Source organism: Acinetobacter sp. BD54, from assembly GCF_044778325.1.
Taxonomy (GTDB): domain Bacteria; phylum Pseudomonadota; class Gammaproteobacteria; order Pseudomonadales; family Moraxellaceae; genus Acinetobacter; species Acinetobacter baumannii.
In genome coordinates this window covers 1-14,699 of sequence record NZ_JANJEP010000018.1, presented here as the reverse complement: position 1 = coordinate 14,699, position 14,699 = coordinate 1, and the positions used below count along the sequence as shown (strand labels likewise).

General features: G+C 39.1%; 25 protein-coding genes and 1 pseudogene. All 26 read left to right on the top strand.

The window, feature by feature from the left end; all coding sequences use genetic code 11:
• The first annotated feature begins 8 nt into the window (after positions 1-8).
• A complete protein-coding gene (locus NQ782_RS18495; protein WP_267581290.1) occupies positions 9-317 on the top strand; it encodes a hypothetical protein in 309 nt (102 codons plus the stop codon).
• Positions 318-319: 2 nt separating this feature from the next.
• Entirely contained in the window at positions 320-523 is a 204-nt protein-coding gene (locus NQ782_RS18490; protein ID WP_404216075.1) for a hypothetical protein, read from the top strand.
• On the top strand, positions 474-746 hold the full coding sequence (locus NQ782_RS18485; RefSeq protein ID WP_267581289.1) for a hypothetical protein: 273 nt from the start codon (positions 474-476) through the stop codon (positions 744-746). Before NQ782_RS18490 ends, NQ782_RS18485 begins: the two co-directional genes overlap by 50 nt.
• Positions 730-1,137 carry a hypothetical protein gene (locus NQ782_RS18480; RefSeq protein ID WP_031980913.1) on the top strand — a complete coding sequence of 136 codons (408 nt, stop codon included), beginning with the start codon at positions 730-732 and terminating at the stop codon, positions 1,135-1,137. Before NQ782_RS18485 ends, NQ782_RS18480 begins: the two co-directional genes overlap by 17 nt.
• Positions 1,138-1,191: 54 nt before the next feature.
• Positions 1,192-1,677, top strand: a complete 486-nt coding sequence (locus NQ782_RS18475) for a hypothetical protein (RefSeq protein ID WP_119047929.1) — start codon at positions 1,192-1,194, stop codon at positions 1,675-1,677.
• A 21-nt stretch (positions 1,678-1,698) separates the two neighbouring features.
• Positions 1,699-2,355 carry a hypothetical protein gene (locus NQ782_RS18470; RefSeq protein ID WP_049582435.1) on the top strand — a complete coding sequence of 219 codons (657 nt, stop codon included), beginning with the start codon at positions 1,699-1,701 and terminating at the stop codon, positions 2,353-2,355.
• 41 nt (positions 2,356-2,396) lie between these two features.
• A complete protein-coding gene (locus tag NQ782_RS18465) occupies positions 2,397-2,831 on the top strand; it encodes a hypothetical protein (protein WP_267581288.1) in 435 nt (144 codons plus the stop codon).
• Complete coding sequence (locus NQ782_RS18460) at positions 2,800-3,441, top strand: putative metallopeptidase (RefSeq protein ID WP_039247075.1); 642 nt, start codon at positions 2,800-2,802, stop codon at positions 3,439-3,441. The genes NQ782_RS18465 and NQ782_RS18460 overlap by 32 nt, the downstream gene beginning before the upstream one ends.
• A 58-nt stretch (positions 3,442-3,499) precedes the next feature.
• A complete protein-coding gene (locus tag NQ782_RS18455) occupies positions 3,500-3,970 on the top strand; it encodes a DUF2280 domain-containing protein (RefSeq protein WP_000212566.1) in 471 nt (156 codons plus the stop codon).
• Complete coding sequence (terL, locus tag NQ782_RS18450; protein WP_267581287.1) at positions 3,960-5,387, top strand: phage terminase large subunit; 1,428 nt, start codon at positions 3,960-3,962, stop codon at positions 5,385-5,387. Before NQ782_RS18455 ends, terL begins: the two co-directional genes overlap by 11 nt.
• A complete protein-coding gene (locus NQ782_RS18445; protein ID WP_163049091.1) occupies positions 5,384-6,829 on the top strand; it encodes a DUF4055 domain-containing protein in 1,446 nt (481 codons plus the stop codon). The genes terL and NQ782_RS18445 overlap by 4 nt, the downstream gene beginning before the upstream one ends.
• 6 nt (positions 6,830-6,835) lie before the next feature.
• A complete protein-coding gene (locus tag NQ782_RS18440; protein ID WP_267581286.1) occupies positions 6,836-7,939 on the top strand; it encodes a minor capsid protein in 1,104 nt (367 codons plus the stop codon).
• Between the two features lie 153 nt (positions 7,940-8,092).
• Positions 8,093-8,407: a Gp49 family protein gene (locus NQ782_RS18435; RefSeq protein WP_000589041.1), complete on the top strand. Its 315-nt coding sequence runs from the start codon at positions 8,093-8,095 to the stop codon at positions 8,405-8,407.
• A gap of 114 nt (positions 8,408-8,521) precedes the next feature.
• Positions 8,522-9,289 (top strand): DUF6651 domain-containing protein, encoded by a 768-nt coding sequence (locus tag NQ782_RS18430; protein ID WP_000770057.1) that lies wholly within the window; start codon positions 8,522-8,524, stop codon positions 9,287-9,289.
• A 27-nt stretch (positions 9,290-9,316) separates the two neighbouring features.
• The gene (locus NQ782_RS18425; protein ID WP_000214189.1) at positions 9,317-10,273 is read left to right on the top strand and encodes a major capsid protein; all 957 of its coding nucleotides are present in this window, start codon (positions 9,317-9,319) and stop codon (positions 10,271-10,273) included.
• 67 nt (positions 10,274-10,340) lie between these two features.
• Positions 10,341-11,006: an Ish1 domain-containing protein gene (locus NQ782_RS18420; protein ID WP_262010230.1), complete on the top strand. Its 666-nt coding sequence runs from the start codon at positions 10,341-10,343 to the stop codon at positions 11,004-11,006.
• Positions 11,007-11,010: 4 nt separating this feature from the next.
• Positions 11,011-11,400, top strand: a complete 390-nt coding sequence (locus NQ782_RS18415; RefSeq protein ID WP_000008494.1) for a hypothetical protein — start codon at positions 11,011-11,013, stop codon at positions 11,398-11,400.
• A 1-nt stretch (position 11,401) separates the two neighbouring features.
• Positions 11,402-11,770: a hypothetical protein gene (locus tag NQ782_RS18410; RefSeq protein ID WP_031380855.1), complete on the top strand. Its 369-nt coding sequence runs from the start codon at positions 11,402-11,404 to the stop codon at positions 11,768-11,770.
• 68 nt (positions 11,771-11,838) lie between these two features.
• The gene (locus tag NQ782_RS18405) at positions 11,839-12,036 is read left to right on the top strand and encodes a hypothetical protein (RefSeq protein ID WP_000540685.1); all 198 of its coding nucleotides are present in this window, start codon (positions 11,839-11,841) and stop codon (positions 12,034-12,036) included.
• A gap of 7 nt (positions 12,037-12,043) precedes the next feature.
• Positions 12,044-12,337: a hypothetical protein gene (locus tag NQ782_RS18400; RefSeq protein WP_000235282.1), complete on the top strand. Its 294-nt coding sequence runs from the start codon at positions 12,044-12,046 to the stop codon at positions 12,335-12,337.
• A 51-nt stretch (positions 12,338-12,388) separates the two neighbouring features.
• On the top strand, positions 12,389-12,799 hold the full coding sequence (locus tag NQ782_RS18395) for a hypothetical protein (RefSeq protein WP_000248406.1): 411 nt from the start codon (positions 12,389-12,391) through the stop codon (positions 12,797-12,799).
• Complete coding sequence (locus NQ782_RS18390; RefSeq protein WP_005139648.1) at positions 12,771-13,139, top strand: hypothetical protein; 369 nt, start codon at positions 12,771-12,773, stop codon at positions 13,137-13,139. Before NQ782_RS18395 ends, NQ782_RS18390 begins: the two co-directional genes overlap by 29 nt.
• The gene (locus tag NQ782_RS18385; protein WP_005139646.1) at positions 13,096-13,539 is read left to right on the top strand and encodes a phage tail terminator-like protein; all 444 of its coding nucleotides are present in this window, start codon (positions 13,096-13,098) and stop codon (positions 13,537-13,539) included. The genes NQ782_RS18390 and NQ782_RS18385 overlap by 44 nt, the downstream gene beginning before the upstream one ends.
• 1 nt (position 13,540) lies before the next feature.
• Entirely contained in the window at positions 13,541-13,759 is a 219-nt protein-coding gene (locus NQ782_RS18380) for a hypothetical protein (RefSeq protein WP_001277693.1), read from the top strand.
• A gap of 108 nt (positions 13,760-13,867) precedes the next feature.
• Positions 13,868-14,389, top strand: a complete 522-nt coding sequence (locus tag NQ782_RS18375; RefSeq protein ID WP_000749906.1) for an SH3 domain-containing protein — start codon at positions 13,868-13,870, stop codon at positions 14,387-14,389.
• Between the two features lie 96 nt (positions 14,390-14,485).
• A pseudogene (locus NQ782_RS18370) lies at positions 14,486-14,699 on the top strand (hypothetical protein); the annotation flags it as partial.

The following is a 14,699-nucleotide window of genomic DNA, read 5'->3' as shown; positions in this document are numbered from 1 at the left end:
GGGTGAACATGATTATTTATGAAATGATTTATCACTCTGGTCCAGAAGATTACACAAGTGACTTCTATAAAGAGAATAACGAAAAGTCTAGACGTCATTTCGTTAATCAGATTTCAAAAGATACAAGGCAAACATTATCTGATCATTTGGCAGATCCAAATTTTAATAAAGAATTAGATGCCTATGTGATCGAAGCTTTTGAAGAAGAAATTGAAGCACTTAATCACATGAAGGTTGAGTTTATTAAGAATGGACGAGTAAACCACTCATCTTACGTATCAATCGTGGTAGCTGAAAGATTAGTTAAGGATGTGTGAACATGGACACAAACGAAGCGAAGAAGAATTTAGAAATCTATAAACGTAATCTTAGCCGGTTAGAAAGTTATAACCACTTATTCAGCAGCCATACGTTTAAGACTGAATGCCAGCGTGAAGTAAATACTCTCAGAACCAGAATAGAGAACCTAGAAAATGCGTTCGACAAAGAGGCTAAACGTAATAAGAGCGCTACCTTGCGTTAGATGCGGCTATCCTCACTCACAGGCTGCTCATTCTAATTTCAGTGAACATGGTAAGGGTAGAGGGATTAAGGCGGATGATCAGTACACTATTCCATTATGTGCAATCTGCCATGCTGATTTTGATCAGTACAAAACGATGGGTAGAGAAGAGTCAAAAGAATGGTTCGCAAAGATGTTGAAAAAGACTGAAAGGATGTTGAAAAGTCATGATGAAGTGTTCTAAATTGTTTAAAACTAACAAATTGGAAACTAATAAAATGGCATTGTATTTAGAAATGAATGATGGGTATGTTGAATACGAAAGAAAACATGGCAACATACCTGATGTGCTTTTTGTTAATAATACCACTGCGCAATATATGAGAATGGAACATTTCCCATTTCAAAATTTCGGAAAGCCAGTTTTAGAAGTCACCATGGAATTACCATATCTATGGATAGATAACGAAACTCTAAAACAAGCTAAAAATAAAATATTATCAGATGACGATAAGGGTGTAGAGGTTATAGTTGGGGGGTTAGTATCGCGGCTTAATAAAGGGAAAGTTGTGAAATCACGTTCAATAGAACCATTATATATACCTAGAACTGTATTGCAGTATGACTATCCGTAGACTAATTAAATTTGAAAAGAGCCATAAGGCTCTTTTTTTTATTGCGAGGTTGAAATGCAAATTACTATACGCAACCACGCTGATATTGCACCAGTTACCAATCATTTGAATAAGAATCACGCTCAGGCTGCATTAGAAGGCAAGCCACTTGTAGTTACAATCAAACCTCTTGAGAAAGATCGTTCAAAGGCTCAAAACCGTTTGTACTGGATGTGGCTTAATCAGTGGGCTAAACGTCAAGGTACAGATAAAGACTATGAGCATCTGTTCTTCAAGAAGAACTTCTTAGCAAAAATCTATGACCGTGATGACGTTGGCCAATACAAGAAAACATTCAAGGCTGTTAGAGAATTGAAGGATTGTAAGCATCCAGCCTATCAACAAGTAGCTGATGGACTTTGTGAGTTAATGAGCACGACAGACGCAAGTACAGCTCAATTCACTGAATACCTAAACGACATTCATGCATTCTGTAATAAAAACGGGTGTTATTTGGAAACGCCTGATGATTTGAAATGGTGTTATGATTTGATTAAGTAATTAAACCAAGAATGGATTATAATGAATCAGATTAAGCCAAAACGTCTTGTGATAGTGTTTGTTCTATTCTTAATTTTTATTGCGGGCATTATATGTTTAAGGGTTAATGAGCTAATTGATTCTAGGGATTTAACTGTACTAACTACAGTTTTTTTGGTTGGTTCATTTATAGCTATTTTTTTTGAAAAAATATCTGAAATTACTTTGATTGGGAATAGTGTAAAACTTCAACAGATAAATGAGAAGTCAGAGCAACTGTTAGAGCAATTGCAAGTAGAGCACTTCAAATTAAGAATTGAGTCAGCATTTGCTGCAGACAACCTCTTTGGTGGTGATTCAGTTTTTACATGTAGAGCTAAATTGTTCGAAGTTGCCAAAGATATTAAGGATGCTGAGTTAGTAGAAAATGAAGAACTAAGGAATAAGATACTACCATTACTGAAATTACATACAGGTAAACATTTAGAGTTAGTTCAAAGATATGGGGCCAATTTAGAAGCAAATCCTTTAGTTAGCGTTGATGACCCAGAAGAAATGACAAAGGTAATCACAGACGAATTTGTTAATAGCGCTAAAATTAACGGGAAAACATCAAATATTGAAAAGTATAAAGAAATTATAAATAACATCAATTTATACCAAAATCTTCTTAATGCTAGTAAATGGTTTGAAAATTAGCTACAAAAGCCGCCTTAGGGTGGTTTTTTTGTGGATGTATTATGGATGACAAAGATTATTTTTGGCTTACACGAAAAAAAGAACCTAAAACTAAGTCCAAATCTAGACCACTGCCTAAGGCGAAGCAAAAATATCTCGAGGCTGAGGCAACACTTAAGGAAGAACTTGAGGATTTGGCGATTGGTTTTGAAAGTAAGTTTCAACCGATCCATACCAAACACTGGCGCTTTGATTTTCATATTGTGAAATTGCGTTTGCTCATTGAAATTGAGGGTGGGCCCTGGTCTGGTGGACGTGGTGGAAAGCTGGCAAATAAAGCATGGAGTCTTGATCGATATGATCAAGCTGAAGAGATGGGTTACAAAATAGAGCGCTTTCATCCAGATTCTATTTTGTCGGGATATGTCATCAACTGGATAAAAAGTGAATTAGCGAGAATTGAAGATGGAGCAAATAAGACCATTTCCACCGACTGATTTTATAGACCAAGCAGATGAAGAGGAAGCGATACGCATAGTACCTGCGCCTGATCTAAAAAAATGGGTTGTTGCTAATTACTTAACTATTGGTGGACCTCTTTATAACCCCGATCATGATCACATAGCTGAGCTGCTTCACGATAATGAAGAATTTTTAGCATTTGCTTGGGCCTCTTCTGCATATAAAAGCAAGCAAGCTATGGTGTTAGGCCAGTGCGAAAAAGTCATGTTCAATGTTGGTGGATGGCGTAAGGCCAGACAAGAGCAACAGATGCGTGATTGGTTTGGTTTTGTACCTACTTATTTAATAACTGTCGACGCTTCTTTCTGTGAGCGTGCAAACGATACAGAGTTCTGTTACTTACTTGAACATGAGCTTTACCACATTGGAGTGATGAGAGACGAGGACGGAGAAATTGTTTATAGCGATAGTTCTGGTCTTCCTAAGCACTATCTTGCAGGTCATGACGTTGAAGAGTTTATTGGCGTAGTTAAACGTTATGGCCCAAGCAAAAATGTTAAGCGACTTATTGAAGTCGCAAAGAATCCGCCGTTTGTTTCGAATCTTGATATTTCAAAATGCTGCGGAAATTGTGTAATCAATTGAGCCTTTTAGCTCTTTTTTTTGCCCATTTTGTTATACGTAGTTATACGATGAGGAAGTTATGGCGACACTAAAAGAGCCTGTGAAAATCTTTATAGTTCAGTCTCTTGCTTGTCGTGATACACCTCAAGAAGTGGCTGAACTCGTAAAACAAGAGTTTGGCGTTGATATAGATCGTGTTCAAGTTGCAACTTATGACCCTACAAAGGTTGCTGGTAAGAACTTAAGCAAAAAGTATGTCGAACTATTTGAAAAAACCAGAGATGAGTTTGATAAAGGCTTAATTGATATTCCAATTGCTAATAAGTACTACCGATTGAAGCAATACCAAAGACAACTTGAGAAGACTAGAAACGTCAAAACAGCCTTAAAAATTCTTGAGCAAGCCGCTAAAGACATTGGTGGTCAATTTACTAATCGCCAAGAAATTACAGGCAAAGACGGCGGACCAGTCCAAACAGTTAATTCAGAAATTCCAGTTCCAATGGAAGATTACTTAAAAGCGCGGAGGGAAGTCTTAGATGAGTACTGATGCGGCTCGGGATAAAGCCATCCGGATCGAGGCGCAAGAAGATTTATATTTCTTCACAAGGTACATGTTTAAGGAGCGCCGTGGTTATAAATGGATGCAAAATTGGCACCACTTAGAAATCTGTGAAGCTTTAATGAAAGTTTATCGCGGAGAGATAAAGCGGTTAATTATTAACGTTCCACCACGATATTCTAAAACTGAAATTGCTGTAATTAATTTTATGGCATGGTGTTTTGGTAAGAATCCAGACTGTGAGTTTATTCATATCAGTTACTCAGCAATGCTTGCCGCAAATAATGCATTTCAGACTCGTAATATGGTTCAAGAAAAGGCTTATAAAAAGGTCTTTCCTGATCTTAAGTTACGTGAGGATAGTAAAGCTAAGGATTTCTGGCGCACAGATGCAGGCGGAGTCTGCTATGCGACTGGTACTGGCGGTACCATTACAGGTTTTGGTGCAGGCAAAATGCGTGAAGGCTTTGGTGGTTGCATCATCATTGATGACCCGCATAAGGCCGATGAAGCCAAATCAAAAACTATCCGTGAAGGTGTAATTGACTGGTTCCAAAATACTCTCGAGTCTCGTACTAACTCACCGGAAACACCAATTATTGTCATTATGCAGCGTCTTCATGAAGATGATTTGGCAGGATGGCTGCTAGGTGATAGAAAAGACGGCGTTCCTGTAGCTGGTGGTAACGGTGAGGTTTGGGAGCATCTATGTCTTTCGGCTATTCAAGAAGACGGATCTGCATTGTGGCCAGCAAAGCACAATATTCAAAAGTTGAAGCAAATGGAGCAAGCTGCGCCGTATGTTTTTGCCGGGCAATATCGTCAAATGCCATCACCGCCAGCAGGCGGTTTTTTTAAGCCTGACAATATCCAAATTGTTGAGGCTTTGCCTGCAGATGTATTGAAACAAGTTAGGGCTTGGGACTTTGGGGCAACTGAAAATGAAGGTGACTTTACAGTAGGTGTGCGAGAAGCTCTAGGCGCAGATGGTTTTACTTACATTGTCGATGTGACAAGAGGACAGCTTGGCCCAGACAATGTGAATAAGCGTTTAGAACAAACAGCAAAGCTAGATGGGAAAAAAGTTTCTGTGCGTTTACCACAAGACCCCGGTCAAGCTGGTAAATCACAAGCTAGTTCATTTGTGAAGCTTCTTGCGGGTTATAGCGTGATAGCTAAGCCAATTTCAGGTGACAAGCTTACACGGGCACAACCATTTGCGGCCCAAGTTAACGTGGGAAATGTACGTATGCTCAAAGGTGAATGGAATAAGGACTTTATTGATGAGCTTCGTCATTTTCCTAACGGTACACATGACGACCAAGTGGATGCAGCTTCAGATGCATTTAATGAATTGAATGGAGGTTTTGAGGCCTTCTTTGCTGATATGGGATTTGCTCGATGAGTGACGTAACTTTTAAACATCCTGAATATGTTAAAAACTTGCCATATTGGCAGAAGCTAGATGATGTGTGTGAAGGCGAGGATGCTGTAAAGGCTAAAGGAGAAAAGTATCTTCCGAAACCCAATGCTCATGATCAATCACCTGCAAATAAAAGTGCTTATGAGGCTTATCGTACTCGGGCAGTCTTTTATGAAGTAACGGGGACTACATCTAATAGTTTAGTTGGTGCAGCTTTTGCAACCGATCCAAGTTTTAAATTTCCTCCAGAACTAGCTCACTTAGAACGCAATGCTAACGGCGCGGGATTAAGTGCTTATCAATTGGCACAGAACGGGATCCGACATTTATTAAAGCATTATCGTTGTGCTTTATATGTTGACTATCCTGCAGTTACACCGGCTCGAAATCTTGCGGAGTTTAAACAGCAAAAAGCCTACCCGATGATTCACTTATTGAATGCCATTGATGTGATCAATTGGGATTCAATGATGATTGATAACCAGAAAAAGCTTTGCTTGGTGGTCATCCGTGAATTTACTTCAGAACGAGGCGCTGATGGCTTTAGCAAATCTGAGGTAGAGCAATACAGAGTACTTCGTTTAGAGCCTGATAATGAAGGAAACTTCATCTATACAGTTCAAGTTTACACAAAAGGCGACAAGGGTACATGGAAGGGCGAAGATAAGAAGTATCCCACTGATAATAACGGGGATTTCTGGTCTTATATTCCATTCACTTTTGTGGGGGCTATTGATAACTCTGAAGAGATTAAAAAGCCTCCATTGCTCCCATTGGCTAATCTTAATTTAGCTCATTATAGAGATAGTGCGGACTTTCAAGAGTCCGTTTTTTATATGGGCCAACCACAGTTTTATGCTAAGGGAGTTAATTGGGCTTGGTATGACGAGGCTAAAAAGCGTGGCATTTATATCGGTGCGAAAGTTCTATTACCTTTACCTGAAAACGGTGATTTGGGGATTGTACAAGCAGATCCAAACACATTAGCACGGGAAGCTATGAAGGATAAATGGGAACAGATGAAAGAAATGGGTGCTCGACTTATTGAAAAAGGTTCCGCAGCTAAAAAGACTGCTACTGAATCTAACAGTGATGATGCCGTGCAGCATTCCGTTCTTTCACTTTGTGTTGTGAATATGAATGAAGCTTTTTCTATGGCTTTACGTTGGGCTGCTAAATTTGTAGTACCCAATGTTGATGTTCTGACTAAAGATGAACTGATGTTCGAAATTAGTCAGGAATTTAACAAGCAAGGTTATTTAGCTGAGTTAGCTAGACAGTTATTTGAAGCAGCTCTACAAGGCCGATCTTCATTTAAATCGTGGTGGGAATACAACCAAACAGGTATGTTCCCTAAACAAAAATATGAAGACGAGCTACAGAATGTCGAAGCAGAGCAAGATGGAACTTTAAATCAAAGGTAGAGTGAGATGGCAACAGATATCAAAAAACTATTTGAAGCACTCACTCAGCACCAGGCCTACCTTTATCGTGCTTCATCAAAAACGGTAAATGAGCTATTGGCTTTATTCAATGATGATACGAGCAAGATGCTTTCTAAGCTTCGGGATTTATTGGATGAGCTTAATGAGTCGGAGAAAGTTGCTTTAGCAGGTGGTAAATATACAACTTCAAATCTCAGGGAAATTAAAGATTTGATTGCCCAGTGGTTTGCTAGTGTTAATTTAGCATTACCTGAAGCTTTTGCCGTTTCAGCTACGGCACTGGCTGTTTATGAGGCCAATTACGTAGCTAAGCTCTATGGAGCAAAGATTAATAAGCCTGATGGGGGAAAACTATTTTTATCCGCTAAAAAAGTTCCGTTGGCAGGTGGCGCTCTTGTCGATGATCTGCTTTCAAGAATTGCTGAAAGTGCCCGTCAAAAGGTTGAGTATGCAATTCGAGATGGTATTAATTCAGGCAAAACTAACCAAGAAATTGTTCAGCGTATTCGAGGGAGCAAACGGCTTAACTATGAAGATGGGATCTTAAATGGTACCAAAACTGATATTGAGCGAACGGTAAGAACTGTGCGAAGTCATGTAGCTAATCAAGCCTATCTAAATAGCTTCAACCAAATTGGCTTTGAATATGTCCGATTTGTTAGTGTTTTAGATGGACGAACTTCTAAGCTTTGCGCTTCATTAGATGGTTCAGTTTGGGAAATAAACGATCCGACAAAGCGGGTACCGCCGTTGCATCCTAACTGTCGCAGTATCTTGGTACCAGTCGAGAAGGACGGTCAACTTGTTGGCGAACGGCCATTTGTCATGGACGAACGTCGAGTTAAAGACATCCCGAAAGAAGAGCGAAGCCAGTTAATAGGGCAGTTAGATGCCAATACCACTTTTAAAGAGTTCTTCAAAAAGACAGATGATTTCTTTCAAAAAGAGTGGCTAGGGCCGAAGCGTTACAAGCTCTATAAGGAAGGAAAATTTGATTTTGAAAAGTTCTTTGATCCTGAAGGGCGGTTATACACACTCGACCAACTTCGAAAGTTGGATGAGCAAACCTTTAAGGAGTTGGGTTTATGAGTATTAGTTCAGAATTCATCTTTATTTCTTTCTTCGTTGTTAGTGGGCTTATCTACTGGCAAAGAGGCAAGCATTTTAAAGATTATTTAAAACGGAAACGCTAAATAAAATTTTAACCATAGCACCTTCGGGTGCTTTTTTTGTGAGAAGAAAATGATCAAAGAAGTAACAGAGCAAGAGTTAGCTGAAAAGTCTGTAGCGCCCCGAGTAACTAAAGCGCAAATTGATTCATTGATGGAGCGTGTTACATATACGGTTGAGCAACGCCCTGGAGGCACGACATCTACTTTTGTCCATGCATTTTTAGATGGAAAGTTTTTTCTAGCAACGGGTTTTAGTGCATGTGTGAATACTGAAAACTTTGATGCTGAAATTGGTGAGCGTATGGCTCGTGGAAATGCAGAAAAGTCAGCTGAAAATAAACTTTGGGAGCTAGAAGGCTACCGTTTATTTGCAACAAATTTCTAAGATTTTAATCGAAATGAAGCGTCCTAAGGGGCGCTTTTTTATTGCCTGCCGAAAGCGGATGCCAACGGCGAATCCGGGCGGATGCCCCTTTTGTATATATAGGTTGGATGACCAATGAAACTTAAAACAGTAACAATCGACGGTAAAGTTTATGCGGAAGTAGACGGCGATAAGCCGATCTATATTCATGATGACGGCAAAGAAATGCCACATGATGCACCACACTCGGTAGCAACAATTGCACGCTTAAACAATGAAGCTAAAACACAACGTGAAGCCAAAGAAGCAGCCGAAAAAGCATTAAAAGCTTTTGAAGGAATTGAAGACCCAGCGGCAGCTAAAAAGGCATTACAAACAATCCAAAATCTCGACGATAAAAAGCTGGTGGATGCCGGTGAAGTTGAGAAAGTTAAAGCTGAAGCTATCAAAGCAGTTGAGGAAAAATATGCCCCGATTGTTGCGCAACGTGATGCTCTAGAAGCCTCTTTACATAAAGAACTTATCGGCGGTGGTTTTGCTCGTTCTAAGTACATTCAAGACAACATTGCAGTACCTGTGGACATGGTTCAGGCAACCTTTGGTCATCACTTCAAAATCGAAGAAGGCAAGGTGGTTGCATATGATCCGAACGGCGAAAAGATTTATTCACGTGTCCGCCCGGGTGAACTTGCAAATGTTGATGAAGCTTTAGAGTCATTGGTTGGTGGATACCAGCATAAAGACTTAATTCTTAAAGGTGGTAAAGGAACTGGTGGCGGTTTTCAAGGTGGGGGCAAAGGTGGAGCACCTACTGGAATGAAACGCAGTGAAATGTCTGTTTCTCAGAAAGCAGATTACATCAAAGAACATGGCAATGATGCCTTCCTAAAACTACCGAACTAATCATTAAATATTTGGAGATAAGTAGTTATGACTACGACAGTTAATTCCGACATGATCATCTATAACCAACTGGCCCAAACAGCGTATTTAGAACGTTTACAAGACAATTTGAATGTCTTTAATGAAGCTTCAAATGGTGCGATTATTTATCGTAATGAAATCATTCAAGGTGACTTCAATAAAAATGCATTCTACAAAGTTGGTGGTAGCATTAAACATCGTGATGTGAACTCCAATGCAAAAGTCACTCCGGAAAAAATCGGTGCAGGTGAGTCTGTAGGCGTAAAAATTCCTTATAAATATGGTCCTTATGCATCTACTGAAGAGGCATTTAAACGCCGTGCTCGTACACCTGAAGAATTTGCTATGGTTGTTGGTTACGATCTTGCAGATGCATTGGTTGCAGGCCGATTAGAGTACAGTTTAGCTTCTTTAAAAGCGGCCATTTCTAGCAATCCGGACATGGTTGCAAAAGGTAGTATCGTAGTTGATGGTCGCAAAGCATTAACTCGTGGTATGCGTAAGTTTGGTGATAAGTTTGGCCGTATTGGTTTATGGGTGATGAACTCAGATACATATTTCGATATTGTCGATGATGCAATCACTAAGCAAATTTATGGTGAATCTGAAATCGTTATCTATGGTGGTTTACCGGGTACGTTAGGTAAGCCAGTCTTGGTGACGGATGCTGTAGGTGATAATGATGCTTTTGGCTTGCAGTATGGTGCTGTAACTGTAACTGAATCACAAGTACCGGGCTTCCGAGCTTATGACATCAATGATGAAGAAAACTTAGCAATCGGTATGCGTGCTGAAGGTGCATTTAACTTAGATATTCTTGGTTATAGTTGGGATACATCGAAAGGTGAAAATCCTGACCTTACATTACTTGGTTCAAGCGCTAACTGGATTAAATATGCAACCAGCAACAAAATGACAGCAGGTACCTTACTTGATTTATCAGGTACAGCGACAACTGGTTAAAACCTAAAAATTAAAAACCGCAAGGGGGCTAATAAGCCCTCTTTTTTATTATTAAGAGAAAAGCACCATGAAGATTATCTATACACGCATTGCAGCACTGGCTGCATTAGAGACGGGCATTATTGCTAACCCTGACTATTATGAAAACCCAAATCTGAAAGCAAAAGAGGTAATTATTTACGGTAATTATCCAAAGATTCAAAAGGATTACGAATCTTTAGAAGTTCCAGTTGAAGTTCGCAAATTGAAAGAGCCTGCAAAAACAACTTTGGCCACTGTAAATGTCGAGGTAGGAGTCACCCCTGAACTTCAAGCTGTGTTTGATGATGCAAAAGCTGAATGTGAAAAGGTAGTTGAAGAAAACACTCAGCTTAAGCAGAAAATTGCCATCTTAGAGCAGGCCGGCGGTAATCAGTCAGAGTTGTTATCTGAGAATTCACGATTAAAAGATGCAGCAGTCTTAGCAGATAAAGCTCTCAAAGATGCTGAAGCCCAAGTTATCGGTATTAAAGCTGAATTTGAAGCTTTTAAAAACGATATTCCTGCAATGCAAACACGTATTGCTGAATTAGAAGCTGGAAAAGCGGCAGAAAATCCAGCTACAGAAACGGCAGGTAATGATTTTGAAAACTGGTCAAATGATCAATTAAAAGAGTATTTGGCTAGTAAGAATATTGGTTACAAGCCGTCTGCAACAAAAGCAGAACTTCTTAAATTAATCCCTAAGGAATAATGCAATGAGCTTTATTACTGTAGATGACGCAAATTCAATTTTGGGCAGCGATTTTGCACCAGACAGTGATAAAGCTCGTCTGGTTAAACTGGCAAATGTCTGGATGAAAAACAGAATAGGTTTTGTACCAGATCCTATTGATCCACTTCTTAAGGACGCGGCTTGTGAAATTATCAAAGGAATTCTGGCCAAAGTAATTTATAACGGCAAAGACCAGCAGTTGAAGCGTAAGAAGGTCAAAGCTGATTCTGTTGAGTCAGAAAAAGAATACCAAGATGGATCTGAAGCAATTTCTAGCTTTGAACAGATAGCAATTGATTTTATTGACTCACTTGATTTGAAAGATCCAAATGCAAGTTTTAATGGCTTTGGCATACCTCTTTACAGGGCATGATATGGGCTTACGTGACGAAATTCAGGCAGACATTGCTGAAGCATTTAATGATGATTTAGCAGATGCCGTTCATACCTTTACATGTGAGCGGATCTCAAAAACTAATTGGGATCCTAAAACTGAAACTTCTATTGAGGTTAAAGAAAACTATTCTGGTCGTGGCGTTCTGTTTGGCTCATATAGTCAATACGAGATCCAAACGCTTGGAGTACTGGCCACCGATAAGAAAGCTACCGTGCTACAGAATGAAGTTACCAAAGAGCCAAAGATTGATGATGAGTGGTTAACAGCCTTAGGCTCATTCCGGGTAATTCATATTCAACAGGATCCAGCCTCTACTATTTGGAAATGTCAGTTGAGGAAGGTATAAGCTTGTATTGATTAATTTAGTTGATTTAAGCTATATACCTATTTTTAAAATACTTTCTTGGGGAAATTATGGGGTATATCGTTAAATTAACCGATTCTGGTAAATATTTAATTCCAGACAATGAGGGATTGCTTACTACAACAGATTCAAAAGAAAAAGCTGTAGAATTTGGTCAAATAGATGATGAAGAGTCTGCTAAGTTAACTGCCCATAGTTTTAGTGGTGGAATGACAACTGGCGTTGATTTCATAATTGAGAAGGTGTAATTAAATTATGGCAACTCAAGCATATGTAATCGTCATTGAAATCCCAGAAAAGAAATGCCCAAATGTAAGAGGCAAAGCTAGTCTAATTAAAGATGGTAAGGCAAAAGTTTATCTTTCAAATAATACAACTTCTAGAGATGCTGAAAATGGCTTTGACCGATATGGAGTTACAGGTGGTCGAAATGCTGTAGTAGTAACTGAGGCAACATTTCCAAAATACGAAGAAGAAATTACTAACTATCTTAATCGAAGGTTTGGAGAAGACTGGTCTTTAAAATTAGAAAAGTGCTCAGTTGCATAAATTAAAACCCACTTCGGTGGGTTTTTTAATGGGCGCAATTTAGGAGTTTGAATGGTAAATACAAACTACGTTCCTTTGTGGCATATCTCACCATTTCAGCATGTGCATTACACATTAGTTCGAAATCAACTGCATATGGATTTGCTATTTGAGGACATGAATAAGGTCGATCAATTCTTGTCTATTGAAGGGGCTGCAGCTCAGGTTGATTTCTATTCCGAAGGTGCATATGCAGTTGTTCAGCTTGGTGATACTTCAGAAAGAAATCAGATTGAAGTGTATGGATTGCTTTTACATGAAGCTGTTCATGTCTGGCAAAAGATTAAAAAGCTCATGGGTGAACGAGAACCGAGCTCTGAGTTTGAAGCTTATTCAATTCAGGCGATCGCTCAGGATCTCTTTAAGATGTATGAGGAAAGCGAGGTTAAAAGTCATGGGGTGGAAGGGGAAAAAGCCGACTAGTTTTAGTCTTGATGTGTCTAAAGCAGCAGAAGACCATGTAAAGAATATTGTCATGGATACCGTGCAATCCTTAGTTAATTTAAGTCCGGTTGATACTGGTGCATACCGTGCTTCACATATTGTTTCGGTTGGAGCCGCTGATTACGGTGTACGTGAACCTGAAACGAATCCTATTAATGATGCAGCGATTCAGGCAATGAAGATTAAGTTAGGCAATTTAGTTTATATCCAAAACAATAAAGCTTATGGACCGCGCTTAGAAAACGGCTGGTCTGATCAAGCACCACAAGGTATTTATGGCCTCACTTTTAATTTTATTTCTCAAAAGTACGGTGGCTAAAATGGCAATGACTTTAGAGCAGACAAGGCAAGCTATTATTAATCGTATGCAAGCTTTTACCGGTATTGCTCAGGACAGAATCCAATATCCAAATGCACCAGGCTTTACTGTGCCAAAGGAAGGTATATGGTGCCGTTTAACGATTGCAGGTGGTCCGAGTTTTACTTCAGGTATTGCAGATAAGCCATGTACACGCCGTACCGGTAATATCATGATTCAATGCTTTGATCGATTACATACTGGAGAGAAAGCTTTAACAATTCTTAGTGATGGATTGCTGGCACATTTTGAATATTTCACCATCGAACATTTAGAATGTTTGAATGGCGAATCCATCTATGCGGGTAAAGATGCTGATTTTATTCAGTATAATGTGAGCATTGGATTTAAGGTGAATTAATATGTCATGTATGCTGACTTTAGAAGAAATCGAAATTAAACGGCAAGAACTGGAAAGACATCTTGAAGATGTTATGTCTGTTGAGTTGAGCAAATGGCAATCTGAAAACAAGCTATGTGTTTCTGATGTGAATATACGCTTGGCTAATGTTGACAGCCTCGGAGGACCTAAACATAACGTTGTTACTGGAGTAAGTGTTGATTTAGATAATGAGCTTTGAGTTCAAGAAAAAGCTACTACAAGGCGATTATTTTTAATGACCTCAGCATATTATCATTTGTGATTACATTCTGTTACAGTAATAGAAATTTATAACAAATGGTAAAACATGAAAAAATCAACTTTAGGCTGGGGTGCCGCAGGATTAGTAGCTTTAGGGATTTTTGGTTCAGGGAATGATAACTCTCCAAAACAAACTTCAGACTCAGAAAATGCGCAGAGTGCAGTAGAGGAAGTTATCGAATCAAAATATATCAACACTAATTCTTTAAATATTAGAGATAAACCAAACGGTCACGTAGTAGGAAAGTTAGGACGTGGAGAAAAAGTTGATATTTATGAGACGAAAGGAAACTGGGCACGTATTTCCTTAAATTCCTCATCACCTCAGTGGTTATCAACAAAGCTATTATGTGAAACGGATGGTTGCTTTAAACAAAAGTCTCGATCAACCACGTCAAATAATTATCAGGCCTTAAAATCTCATCCTCATCATTCTGAAAGAAAACAGAAAAAAACCTACTACGATAGTGATTGTTCATGTGCTGTGGTGGATTATTGCGTGGGTCCTAGAGGTGGGCACTACTGTATTACGAGTGGAGGAAACAAGAGATATAAACCTAGATATTAACTAATTTGAATTATGAGACCTCCTTTTTGAGAGGTATTTTATGTCTTATTCACTACCACCTCATCGGTGGTTTTTTTATGTCTATAGGAATCACTTATGAGCAATTTTGTTTTTAAGCGTGGTGACACATTCAACTTGAACTTGCAGCTGGTTGATATGGATGAAACCCTGCAGTATCCACCGGATGATGTTCGCCGTGCAATTGATCTGACGGGTTATACCTTTACTTCACAGATTAAAGCTTTGGCTGATGGAGCAGCTGTGGCTACCTTGACTTGTGCTGCATTAAATCAAAGTACACAGAAGGGAT